12 protein-coding genes are annotated in these 11,507 nt (G+C 59.6%); 9 read left to right on the top strand and 3 right to left on the bottom strand.

Annotated elements, in window-relative coordinates; genetic code table 11:
• Positions 1 to 139: 139 nt before the first annotated feature.
• Complete coding sequence (locus FHX09_RS18135) at positions 140 to 2,368, bottom strand: OmpA family protein (protein WP_184450490.1); 2,229 nt, start codon at positions 2,366 to 2,368, stop codon at positions 140 to 142.
• A gap of 322 nt (positions 2,369 to 2,690) precedes the next feature.
• Here FHX09_RS18135 and FHX09_RS18130 point away from each other — a divergent pair, with 322 nt between their 5' ends.
• From FHX09_RS18130 to FHX09_RS18115, 4 genes are all read left to right on the top strand, one after another.
• Complete coding sequence (locus FHX09_RS18130) at positions 2,691 to 3,467, top strand: ABC transporter substrate-binding protein (protein ID WP_007802843.1); 777 nt, start codon at positions 2,691 to 2,693, stop codon at positions 3,465 to 3,467.
• A 112-nt stretch (positions 3,468 to 3,579) separates the two neighbouring features.
• Positions 3,580 to 4,383, top strand: a complete 804-nt coding sequence (locus tag FHX09_RS18125; protein WP_184450489.1) for an ABC transporter permease — start codon at positions 3,580 to 3,582, stop codon at positions 4,381 to 4,383.
• Positions 4,380 to 5,210, top strand: a complete 831-nt coding sequence (locus tag FHX09_RS18120; RefSeq protein WP_007802838.1) for an ABC transporter permease — start codon at positions 4,380 to 4,382, stop codon at positions 5,208 to 5,210. Before FHX09_RS18125 ends, FHX09_RS18120 begins: the two co-directional genes overlap by 4 nt.
• 159 nt (positions 5,211 to 5,369) lie before the next feature.
• Positions 5,370 to 5,636 carry an aspartate-semialdehyde dehydrogenase gene (locus tag FHX09_RS18115; RefSeq protein ID WP_132594262.1) on the top strand — a complete coding sequence of 89 codons (267 nt, stop codon included), beginning with the start codon at positions 5,370 to 5,372 and terminating at the stop codon, positions 5,634 to 5,636.
• 18 nt (positions 5,637 to 5,654) lie between these two features.
• Here FHX09_RS18115 and FHX09_RS18110 read toward each other — a convergent pair whose 3' ends face one another.
• Complete coding sequence (locus FHX09_RS18110) at positions 5,655 to 6,377, bottom strand: DUF2270 domain-containing protein (RefSeq protein WP_007802835.1); 723 nt, start codon at positions 6,375 to 6,377, stop codon at positions 5,655 to 5,657.
• A gap of 125 nt (positions 6,378 to 6,502) precedes the next feature.
• On the opposite strand from FHX09_RS18110, the gene FHX09_RS18105 reads away from it, so the two are divergent.
• The 4 genes from FHX09_RS18105 (at position 6,503) to FHX09_RS18090 (ending at position 9,093) form a co-directional block, all read left to right on the top strand.
• Positions 6,503 to 7,318, top strand: a complete 816-nt coding sequence (locus FHX09_RS18105; protein ID WP_007802833.1) for a class I SAM-dependent methyltransferase — start codon at positions 6,503 to 6,505, stop codon at positions 7,316 to 7,318.
• A 277-nt stretch (positions 7,319 to 7,595) separates the two neighbouring features.
• The gene (locus tag FHX09_RS18100; protein ID WP_132594264.1) at positions 7,596 to 8,279 is read left to right on the top strand and encodes a glutathione S-transferase family protein; all 684 of its coding nucleotides are present in this window, start codon (positions 7,596 to 7,598) and stop codon (positions 8,277 to 8,279) included.
• Positions 8,276 to 8,608 (top strand): metalloregulator ArsR/SmtB family transcription factor, encoded by a 333-nt coding sequence (locus FHX09_RS18095; RefSeq protein ID WP_132594266.1) that lies wholly within the window; start codon positions 8,276 to 8,278, stop codon positions 8,606 to 8,608. Before FHX09_RS18100 ends, FHX09_RS18095 begins: the two co-directional genes overlap by 4 nt.
• A gap of 8 nt (positions 8,609 to 8,616) precedes the next feature.
• Positions 8,617 to 9,093 carry an SRPBCC family protein gene (locus FHX09_RS18090; protein WP_183722969.1) on the top strand — a complete coding sequence of 159 codons (477 nt, stop codon included), beginning with the start codon at positions 8,617 to 8,619 and terminating at the stop codon, positions 9,091 to 9,093.
• Positions 9,094 to 9,386: 293 nt separating this feature from the next.
• On the opposite strand, the gene FHX09_RS18085 is transcribed toward FHX09_RS18090, so the two are convergent.
• Positions 9,387 to 10,202 (bottom strand): class I SAM-dependent methyltransferase, encoded by an 816-nt coding sequence (locus tag FHX09_RS18085; RefSeq protein ID WP_132594329.1) that lies wholly within the window; start codon positions 10,200 to 10,202, stop codon positions 9,387 to 9,389.
• A gap of 111 nt (positions 10,203 to 10,313) precedes the next feature.
• Between FHX09_RS18085 and FHX09_RS18080 the strand changes: the two genes are divergently transcribed.
• On the top strand, positions 10,314 to 11,447 hold the full coding sequence (locus FHX09_RS18080; protein WP_183722971.1) for an ABC transporter substrate-binding protein: 1,134 nt from the start codon (positions 10,314 to 10,316) through the stop codon (positions 11,445 to 11,447).
• The last annotated feature ends 60 nt before the right edge of the window (positions 11,448 to 11,507 follow it).

Genomic DNA, 11,507 nt, shown 5'->3' with positions numbered 1-11,507 from the left:
GCCTGCAGGTAGCGACGGATCAGTCGCAGTCCGGATACCATCCAGGTCAAACGGTGCCCTCCCACGACGCGCCATGCCTCGCGCACAACGAAAAAGCCGCCGGTCTTCCGGCGGCTTTCGATCAGTTCTGCCTCTCGGCTCAGTTGCGCGAGGCGACTGGGCGTACGAGGGCCGTCACGCGACGGATGGTAACGCGGCGGTTTTCCTGGTTCGGCCCCTGCGTATTGACCTTGAGGTAACGCTCGCCGTAGCCCTGTGTTGCCAGGTTTTCAGGCGGGATGCCGTAGACGTCAGTCATGACGTTCGCCACCGCCTCTGCGCGCTGGTCCGACAGGACGAGGTTGCTCTGGTCGGAGCCGACAGCGTCCGTGTGACCTTCGATCAGGAAGGTTTCCGACGGGTCCTTGCGCAGCACCTCGTTAATCGCATCGGCAACCTTGCGCAGGCTGCGCGCCTGGCTCATCGGGATCTCGGCACTACCCGTCGCAAAGGTGATCGTATCGAGGTCGATACGACGTACCTTGTCGCGGATACGGGCCGAATACTTCACCTCATCCAACGAATAGACACGCTCCACCGGCTCCACAGGTGGTTCGCGCAGGAAGTCGTAATAGTCGCGGTCGTCGTCGCTGCTCGTGTCCATGATGTAGTCATCAAGCGGAATGCGCAGGCGCATCGGCGGCAGATCACGGCCCGGATCCTCGAAGTAGCCGCGGTCCGGATCTTCATAGAGGTCGGGCGAATAGTAGAGCACGGACTCACGCCCGCGATTGTCGACGCGCGACCGCTGAATGATGTCGCCATAACGGTTACGGATCGTCACGATCTGATAGCCGTCACGGTCGATCGTCTCGCGGTAACGGTCCCGCGGCAGCTGCTCGTAGATCGGACGTTCGCCATCCCGCAGGAAGCGCCGGTCGTCATCACCGCGAATGATCGTCTGGTTGTTGATCTGGATGATCACGCGATTGTCGTCGCCGCGCTCGCCGAAGCGTGCGCCTTCCGGCTGTTCGAACTGCGGACGCCTGTCGAGACGCTGGCCCTGTTCGCTGGTGACGGCTTCGATCCTGATCGGGGCGGCCTTGGCGCCTTCTGTTATGATCTGGGCGTCAGCGTCGGATTTCGGAACGCGGAAATTCTGCTCCTGGCCACGCTGCCTGTCACGATCGCGACGGGACTGGATGCCACCGGAGCGGTCGGCGTCCTTGTCGCTATCGAGAACGGCGGCACCGTTCTCAACCGGCAAAACGACGGTCTCCGTGCTCTTGCTCGGATCCGCGGCAATTTCCTTGCGACGCTCGAGTTCCTTGGGCGTGATCTTCTCCGGTGCCGGGATAGCCTGCTCGGCCTGGCCCGTTACCGGCTGATCGGTTGGTGCGCCGTTTGGCTGAGCCGGGATTTGTTCGCCCTGCTGAGGTGCGGGCACCTGCTCGCCTTGCTGCTGGGTCGGCTGTGTGCCGCCAGGCTCGGCCTCTGTCGCAGGCTCCTGTGCGGGAACTGGCGGCTTTTCGGCTGTCGGAGCTTCCAGTGGCTTCGGAGCCTTTTCGGGCGCCGGCGATTCCTGTGGAACGGGTGTCTGTTCCGCTGTCGGCTTTTGCGTTTCCTGCTGCTGCGTTTCAGCGGCGGCCGGCTTCTTGCGCGGCTTTACCGGCTGTTCGGAACCTTCAGTCGCCTGCTGTTTGCCTCCCTTACCCTTGGGCTGCGACTCTTCACCCTGCGGCTGAGCCTGCTCCTGCTGCGGGGCGACCTGTTCTGTCTGGGGCTGCGGCGCGGCCTCCTGTTGCGATGGCTGTTTGTCGCGCTTATTTCGACGCGGCTTTTCCTGGTTGTCCGCGGGTTGCTGTTCCTGAGCCGGAGCTACCTGCTCCTGCGGAGCGGCGGGCTCTGCCTGCTCGGCAGCGGGCTGGCGCTTCTTGCGCGGCTTTTCGACGGGAGCTTCTTCCTGCTGCTGAGACTGTTGTTCGGCGGCAGGTTCTTGCTGGCGGCGCGGCTTCTCGGCCGGTGCTGCCTGTTGCTCGGGCTGCGCTTCGGCTGCCGGCTCAGGCTGCTTGCGGGGCTTTTCGGCAGGCGCTTCCTGCTGTTGCTGCGGCTGCTCGGCAGGGGCTTCCTGTTGTTGTGGCTGCTCCTGGGCCGCTGGCGCCTGTTGCTCGCCGCCACCATCCTGTTGTTTCCGCCGCTTCTTCAGAATCTCTTCGTCTGAAGGTGCTGCATCCTGCGCAACCTCGAAGCTGCCCGCGACCGCCTCCGGCGCCGTGCGAACCTGCTCAACGCTGGCAACCGCGGCAAAAGAATGCACTGGGGGCATTACAAGCGACAGCGACAACAGCGGAAAGGCGGCACTGGCAAACAATCTGGATTTCATTCCCATAGGGGCTCCTCGTTGACTTTATGTTTTTGAGACGCAGTCGTGGCCACGTCCGATTTTGGGGCAATCACCCGCGGCGAAAACCGCGCGAGGACTGCATTTGTTCCACGAGTTTTAGGAACTGGACTATTAACCCGGTATGAATGTGGCAGTGCGGCATTGTTCATCTTCGCCATAGCTGACCCTTCGCCGCGCCCCTCCGATTCCAGTTGCAATTCCATAGAAAAAGGGTTGAGTATCGCGTCAAGGCAGTGCCCAGCATCGCCCTGCTCAGCCGCCGTCCAAAAGAAGAACACGAGCGGCAGCACCAACAGAGAGGACTAACATGCGTATCTCCACCCGTATTCTTGCCGCCGTTTCCGTCGCTGCGATGTCTCTTTTCGCAGGCGCCGCCATGGCTGATGGCGAGAAGTATGTAATCGGCACAGACTCGACCTATCCACCCTTCGAATATGTTGACGCCAGCGGCCAGTTCCTGGGCTTCGACATGGACATCGCCCGCGCGCTCTGCGCCGAGATGAAGGCCGAATGCACCATCGTCAGCAGTGACTGGGATGGCATCATTCCCGCGCTGCAGGCCAAGAAATTCGACATGATCATCTCGTCCATGTCGATCACGCCGGAGCGCTCGAAGCTCGTCGACTTCACCAACAAGTATTACAACACCCCGCCGGCAATCGCCGTACCGAAGGATTCGACCGTCACCGACGTTGCCGGCCTGAAGGGCAAGATGATCGGCGCGCAGACCTCCACCACCCACTCGAACTACGCTGAAAAGCACCTGCCCGATACCGAGCTGAAGCTCTACCCGACAGCAGACGAGTACAAGCTCGACATCGCGAACGGCCGCGTTGACGCCGTCATCGACGACATCGTCGTTCTGTCGCAGTGGGTCAAATCGGATGCCGGCGCATGCTGCAAGATCCTGACGCCGCTCCCGGTCGACAAGGAAATCAACGGCGTGGGTGCAGGCATTGCCGTCCGCAAGGGCGACGACGCACTGCGTGAAAAACTGAACACGGCGATCGCCGCGATCCGCACCAGCGGTGAATACAAGAAGATCCAGGACAAGTACTTCGACTTCGACGTTTACGGCGAATAAGAAAAGCTGTAGCTCGCCCATAAAGCTGATGGCGGAAGGCTTGCTCTTCCGCCATTTTTGTTTGACAAGAATAGAAAGATCAAAGCGGTACAAACCGCGAGGGGAAACTGGCATGGGCGGATTATTTTCCGCACTAGGCTCATTTTGGGCCTGGATTGGTTACATCTTCGATCCGCTTTGCGGACCCGCAGGACTCTTCACCTGGTTCGGTTCTTCAACGATCCTGGCCTGTGGCGACACTGGTTGGGGCGATGAGATCGCCGCCGGTCTGAAAGTCACCGTTGCGGTCGCTCTGGTTACCCTGCCAATTGGACTGATCATCGGCTTTCTCGTGGCGCTGGGCCAGCAATCGGAAGAGAAATCGGTCCGTCTTGCTGCCGGCATCTACACCACGATCTTCCGCGGCCTGCCTGAACTGCTGACGCTGTTCATCATCTATTACGGCATGCAGATTCTGATCCAGTCCATCCTCGCCTCCATGGGCTACGACGGCCGCATCGAAATCAACGCCTTCTTCGCCGGGATGATCGCCCTTTCGGTCGTATTCTCCGCCTATTGCTCGGAAGTGTTGATGTCGGCGTTCCGCGCCATTCCGAAAGGCCAGTACGAAGCCGGCGACGCGCTGGGCTTTCATCGTGGCCGCACCCTGCTCCTGATCGTGCTACCGCAACTGGTGCGCATCGCCCTTCCCGGCCTCGTGAACCTTTGGATGATCCTGCTCAAGGACACATCCTATGTCTCGATCATCGGCCTTGCCGATATCCTGCGCCAGACCGGTGTGGCTGTTAAGGTCACCAAACAGGCGTTTTTGTTCTACGCGGTCGCCTGCGCTCTCTATCTCGGCCTTGCTGTCATTTCCTCCTTCGGCCTCAGCTACATCGAGCGGTGGGCCAAGCGGTCGGAGATTAGCCGATGAGCCACGCCCAGACGCTCATTCCGGCACAGCCGGCGCCGAAGCAAGCGCACAAGCCGATCACCGCTACGCGCATCACCGGCTACATCGTCGTCGCACTCTGGACCGCCCTTGCGGCTGCGCTGGTCGCCATGGTCGTGAGCGGCTGGGATCCGGAGAAGTTCACCCGCTATGGCCCTCGCTATCTGCATGGTCTGTACACGACGATCGCGCTGGTGGTGATCTCGGTGTTCTTCGGTGCCATCCTGTCGTTGCCGGTAGCCTTTGCCCGCATGTCGAAGAACAGGTTCATCAACGGCATCGCCTACTGCTACGTCTATGTGTTCCGCGGCACGCCGCTGTTGGCGCAGCTCTTCCTCATCTACTATGGTCTCGGCAGTTTCCGTCCGCAGCTGGAAACCGTCGGATTATGGTGGTTCTTCCGCGATGCCTGGTTTTGCGGCCTGTTTGCGATGACCATCAATACGGCCGCCTATCAGGCTGAAATCCTACGTGGCGCCATCCAGAGCGTTCCGCGCGGCCAGCACGAAGCCGCAGCCTCGCTCGGCATCCACAAGGTCATCGCCTTCCGCAAGATTATCTTGCCGCAAGCGCTGATCGTCGCCTTGCGACCCTACGGCAATGAGATCATCTTGCTGATCAAGGGCTCGGCGGTCGTCGCCATCATCACCGTCCTCGACCTGATGGGTGAAACGCGTTACGCCTTCTCGCGCACCTTTGACTATCAAACCTACCTTTGGGCGGCGATCTTCTACCTCAGCATGGTCGAAGCATTGCGCCACCTCTGGGGCTGGATCGAGCGTCGCATCACCCGCCACCTGAAACGCTAAGAACCTGGCAGCACTCACCGACGATAGCTGCTAACGATTTGAAATTATAAAACAAATCCACAAACCGCTGGCAATTCGTCAAGCTTCGGTTAAGCATGTGATGGTTCCATTTCCAAGATCACTAACAAGCGATCGTTTGGAACCAGAAGCGAGACGACGATGCACAAGGACATGGAAAGGCAGCTTCAGGGCTACGGCCTCACGACGGCTCAAATCATCTACAGGATGCCGGATCACCAAGCGATCCTTCAGACCTACATCTGGCAGGACTACGATCTTGCTCCAGACTTTCCCGAGATGCGTAGCTTCCTGAAATTTTGGCAGGAAAAGCTGGACGGGCCGTTGCATTCGGTGCGCTACATACACCGAAAACTCATCTCGGCCACCGAATGGCGCGCCCTGAGAGGCGAGTTCATCCTCAACTGACTGTGCAGCAAGCGCCGGTCAGACATGAGCCTCCCCCTGGACGAATTCGTCTTCGTCCATCTCGCGATGCAGTGTGCCGTACAGGATGCCGACATAGGCCAAGCTCACAATGCAGAGTACGCCCCAACCCGGAATCGGGCCAAGCGCCGCGTTGTCGATGACATAGCTCCATGAATGCGCCTGCGTCAGCGGATTTCCTTCGGTTTGGAGTTTGGGTGTCGTAATCTTCAGGCACCATGCGAGAAGCAGGATGAGGTACATCCAGCAATAGTTTCTCCGCAGTCGGCGCTTCACCGCCCCGGGATAGCTCAAGAGAAACTGCGGCTTGCGCAAACTCTTGGCGATGGCCCCGGCCCAATCGGGCCTGGCGTCACCATTCGGCGCAAGAACCTGCGCGAAATAGCCCCGCTCCAGCTTGCGTACACGGGAGCGATAAATGTCGAAGAAGCGGTAGCGGCGCGCTTCGATGAGCAACAATAGGGTTATCAGCATCATCCCGAAAAGCAGCACGCCATGGTGTGACGTGGGCGTTGACAGAGAGACTGAAAGGAGTGCCGCCGCGACTGTGATTGCCCAATTCGATGTTCGGTCGATGCGATCCCGCCAGCTTATCATGCGGCCGAGCTCGCCGCGATAATAATGGCTGAGCGTATTCGTGATCTCGCCTGGAGTGGCCGGGAGCGTCGGTCGCGGACTATCCATCTCCTTCTCGAAACTTGCCTTGCTGATTTCGGCGACCATGGCATTTCCTCCATTTTGTTCTTATCCATTAGGGGATGCTTATTCTGCGCCTCGGACGTCGCCATTGCAAAAGACATTCAGTCGCCTTAGACGCAGCTCTGGAATAAAAACGATGGTGAATTGCTATGGCCAAGAAGATCGACGAAGACGCACTCGCGGAAGCCTACGAGCGGGCTCTTGCCCTTGAGAAGGCGGGTGATGTTGATGCAGCCGTGAAGGCCTATGAAGAGGTTCTTGCCATCGATCCCGACGATCATGGCGGTGCGGCCGTGAGGATCGCCTCCATGGGACGCGGCGAGACCCCGACAAAGGCGCCGGACGCCTATGTCGAGACCTTGTTCGATCAGCATGCCGAGGTCTTCGAGGACGTTCTGGTGGAACAGCTCGGCTACCACGTGCCGATGATGGTCCGCCAACGCCTGCAGGACCTGAACCTTGGTCCCTTCAAGCGTATGCTCGACCTCGGCTGCGGCACCGGCCTTACCGGCAGCGCGCTCGGCGATCTCTGCGAGGACATGACCGGCATCGATATCTCCGAAAACATGGTCGAGATTGCCCACGAGAAGGATCTCTACGAAACGCTCTTCGTCGCAGAAGTCGAAGACTTCCTCGATGACAATGACGAGGATCCATTCGACCTCATCACCGCAACGGACGTCCTGCCCTACCTCGGCGCACTGGAGCCGCTGTTCTTCGGCGCGGCGGAAAACCTCAATCCTGGCGGCCTCTTCATCTTCTCCTCGGAGGAACTGCCCGAGGCATCTGCGAAAGGCCAACCTTACCTGGTCGGCCCCCACCAGCGCTTCCTGCATTCGGCGGCTTACATTCGCGAAAGGCTCACGGCGACCGGATTCGAACTCGTCGAGATGAGGGAGATCAACGTCCGCATGCAGGATGGTCAACCGAGCCCGGGCCATCTGGTGATCGCGCGCCTCGGCTGATGTCTGCAGCGAAAGATTTCCGCGACGCAGCAGTTGCGACACTGAATGCAATCAGTGATTGTATTGCGTTGCTAGACGAATGACGTGGGATCTATCAGACGATTGATTGGGTCGGGCAGGCGCAACTGTCGAGCATTCGAAGCGGCTGGACAACGGGCCAACACCGCCTCCGTCCGCCGATAGTTAGCCAATGACGCAACTTTTCCATTGAACCCACATCGACGACCTGATACTTAGCCAATCGCGCAAGTTTTTAACAGCGTGAAAGGCTGGCCGCATGTCGCTTTCCCTCCACAGTCACCCGCTTGCATCCTTCTGCCACAAAGTCTTGATCGCGCTTTACGAGAACGCCACCCCCTTCGAGGCCGTTCATGTCGATCTCGGAAACGAGGCATCGAGAGCGGCGTTCCTCAGCATCTCGCCACTCGGGAAGATGCCAGTGCTGCGCGACGAGGCGCGCGACCGCACGATCCCAGAAACGACAATCATCATCGAGTATCTCGATCAGTACTATCCGGGCAGGACGACCCTCATCCCAGACGATTTCGACAAAGCGCTCGAAGTCAGGCTGTGGGATCGTTTCTTCGACCTGCATGTGCAGGATCCGATGCAGCGAATCGTTGGCGAACGCCTGCGTGGCGGCGGCGATCCAGCCCGTGTAGCCGAGGCTGAGGCGGCGCTGCGCAAAGCCTACTGCATTATCGAGCGGCAGCTCGGCGAATACCCATGGATTGCCGGGGACAGCTTCACCATGGCCGATTGTGCCGCAGCGCCTGCCCTTTTCTACTCCGAGACACTGGTTCCCTTCGTGGACCAAGCGAAGCTGCAAGGTTACTATAACAGGCTTCTGACGCGCCCTTCCTTTGCGCGCGTCCTGGAAGAGGCGCGCCCCTACTTCAAGTTCTATCCCTACCGCGAACGCCTGCCTGCGCGCTTCCGGCCGGACGAAGCCGCCGAATGATGCACGAACCCGCCGCGCTCGATCAGATGTTCCGCGCGCTGTCGGACCGCAGTCGGCGCGGCATGGTCGATCGCCTCGGCCATGGGCCCGCCTCGGTATCGGAGCTCGCGGAACCTCTGTCGATGGCGCTTCCGACCGTTATGAAGCACCTCGCGGTTCTGGAAAAAAGCGGCCTCGTCCACTCGGAAAAGAGCGGCCGTGTGCGCACCTACCGCCTGCAGAAAGATGCACTGGCGCAGATGGAGCACTGGCTTGCCGCGCACAAGGCGAGCTGGAACAAAGCCTTTGACCGCCTGGACCAGTTCCTGGCAGACGACCAACCGGAGTGACGACCGTGATGATGAAATATTCCGCCATGCACGAAACCTTCTCGATCGAGCGAAAGATGCGGGCGCGGGTCTCACGCGTCTTTGCCGCTTGGGCCGATCCGGAAGCCAAGCGCCAGTGGTTTGCCTGCCACGACGAATGGGTGCCCCTCGAATACAGCCTCGACTTCCGTGTCGGCGGCCGGGAGCGAAACCGCGTCGCCGACAGCGACGGCGTTCCGCACGCCTATGAGGCGCGCTATCTCGATATCGTGCCGCAGGCACGCATCATCTATGCCTATGACATGAAGCTCGGCGAAACGCGCATTTCGGCATCGCTTGCGACAATCACCTTCGAGGCGACTCCATCGGGAACAACCATGCTCTTCACCGAGCAGGTCGTTTTCCTCGATGGCTACGCCGACGGCGGCTCACGGCGGCAAGGAACCGAGATTCTGATCGATCGCATCCAGGCCTATGTCGAGCGAGACGGCAGCACCGCACACTAAATATTGGACCGCTTTCATGCTATAGATTGGCGTCTTAACAATCCCACGGCTGCAAGTGAGGCGGTATGGCTGCAGAGAAGCGATCTTCACAAGGTGGAACCGCACTAAAGCGTCGGCACAAATTCAATCCCAAGCGCGGCCCCAGACCACAAGTCCTGGCCAATGCCAACCGCACGGTTGCTTGGGGAGCTTCCTTGGTCGTCGTTGCTTTTGTCGTGCTCGTCACCCTCAACGCATTGCTGTTCTAGCCGCCTCGCGAAACTGCGCCCGCTATTGCGGTTGCTTGGCTGTCTTCAGCCGGCCGGTTTACGCGCGCTGATGGCAAAGCGATGCTGGATTCCGCGCGACAGCGCCTTCAGATAGTTCCAGTGCTTCGCCTGGCTCCTGTGGATTTCGCGCAGGTTCGTGTCGATCGTGATCCCTTCGAAGCCGGCGTCGCCGAGCATGCCTGCGACCAGATCCGCCCGTGCCCCTTCCGAAAAGTGGACGCGCGAAACGATGTCACTGTGATTTTTCATGAGCTCGGGCGGTGCATGCGGCGGATCGGCCTTGAGCAAGCCTGCCCTCTCCATGGTCTTCGCGAGCGCCTTCAGAACGCGTTCTACCCGGCTGACATTCACGAAATCCCCATCGACGATGAGGATCGTCCCGCCCGGCTTCAAAACACGCATCCATTCGGCGAAAGCCGCCTTCGGATCCACTAGCGTCCAGACCAGATGGCGCGTTATGATGACGTCGTAGGTTTCGTCGGGCTCCATCGTGTTCTCGACATCGGCCATTCTAAACGAAATCGAGCGCCCCCTCGCCTTTGCCTTGGCGCGCGCTCGCTCCAGCATCGGCTCGGCCCAATCGAGCCCGGTCACCTTGAACCCCAGATCGTCCATCAGATGGGAAATCACGCCGGTACCGCTGGCGAGGTCGAGCGCCAGCCTGCCGTTGCCCGGCCCCAGATGCTTCAGAATCAGGCGATGCCAGGCAAGGCGCTCTGGCTCGGAAAAAATCTCGTGCCCAGGAGACAGATCGAAGGTCGCCGCGCGTGCTGACCAGTAGGCCTTGATCTCCTCGCGAAGTCCATAATTGTGCCCGCCTGCAATTCCCGTTTCACTCATACTCATGCCAATCGCCATTTCAGTTTGAAATCGTTCTAATAGATATAACTTGACTGCTTAAGTCATAAAATAATAGACGACGAAAAGTTTTCCATGGGGGTATACTTTTCGATGCGACTTACAGGCAAAACAGCAGCGCTTGCAATGGGCTTTCTCGTCTCCGCGGTCCTGCCCGCCCTGGCCGACAAGATCACGATCAAGGACGTGACCGGCCGAAGCGTCGAAGTGAGCGCGCCCGTCAACCACATGATTCTTGGCGAGGGACGGCAGATCTACTTCCTGGCTGCTCTCGACAAGGAGGCGCCTTTCGAGCACGTCGTCGGCTGGCGCGACGACCTGCCCAAGGCGGATCCCGAATCCTACCAGGCCTATCTCGCGAAGTATCCTGACATCGCCAAGCTTCCGACCTTCGGCGGCATGAAGGACGGCACCTTCGATGTCGAGCAGGCCGTGGCGCTCAAGCCCGACGTCATTCTGATGAACGTCGATGCCAAGACAGCAACCGAAGAAGCCGGCTATATCGAGAAGCTCGCCAAGGTCGGCATCCCGCTGGTCTACATAGATTTCCGCGAAAAGCCGATGGAAAACACCGAGCCCAGCATGCGCATCATGGGCCAGCTGATGGGCAAGGAGGCCGTTGCCGAGGACTTCATCAAGTTCCGTGCCGACAGCATCAAGCGCGTCACCGACATCCTCGAAAAGAACAATCCGGCCAAGCCCGTCGTGTTCGTCGAGCGCGCCGGTGGCTACTCCGACGATTGCTGCATGTCCTTCGGCGACGAGAACTTCGGCAAGATGGTCGAAATCGCGGGCGGAAAGAACATGGCCAAGGACATCATTCCGGGCACGTTCGGCACCGTCAATCCCGAGCAGATCATTGCCTCCAATCCTGACCAGATCATCATTACCGGTGGCAATTGGGACAAGTATGTTCCGGGCGGCGCCTGGGTCGGCGTTGGCTATGGCGCTGACCTCAAGGAAGCGCACCGCAAGCTCGAGGCCCTGACGAAGCGCCCTGCCTTCACCGACGTCAAGGCCGTCGAAGACAAGAACGTTCACGCCATCTGGCACCAGTTTTACAACAACCCCTACCAGTTCGTGGCAATCCAGGAGATCGCAAAGTGGCTGCATCCGGATCTCTTCGCCGATCTTGACCCCGAAGCGACGTTCAAGGAACTACACGCGCGCTTCCTGCCGCTGGAATACAAGCCGGGTTACTTCGTTTCGTTGAAGGACGACCAGTAGGACGCGACCGGCGGGACCACCGAAGGTCCGCCGGCATAGCAAGACGGGCCGCGCGTATGC

It is taken from the genome of Rhizobium sp. BK538, from assembly GCF_014197575.1.
GTDB lineage: Bacteria > Pseudomonadota > Alphaproteobacteria > Rhizobiales > Rhizobiaceae > Rhizobium.
Note: the sequence above shows the minus strand (reverse complement) of the source record. Positions and strands in the feature narration are given on the sequence as shown.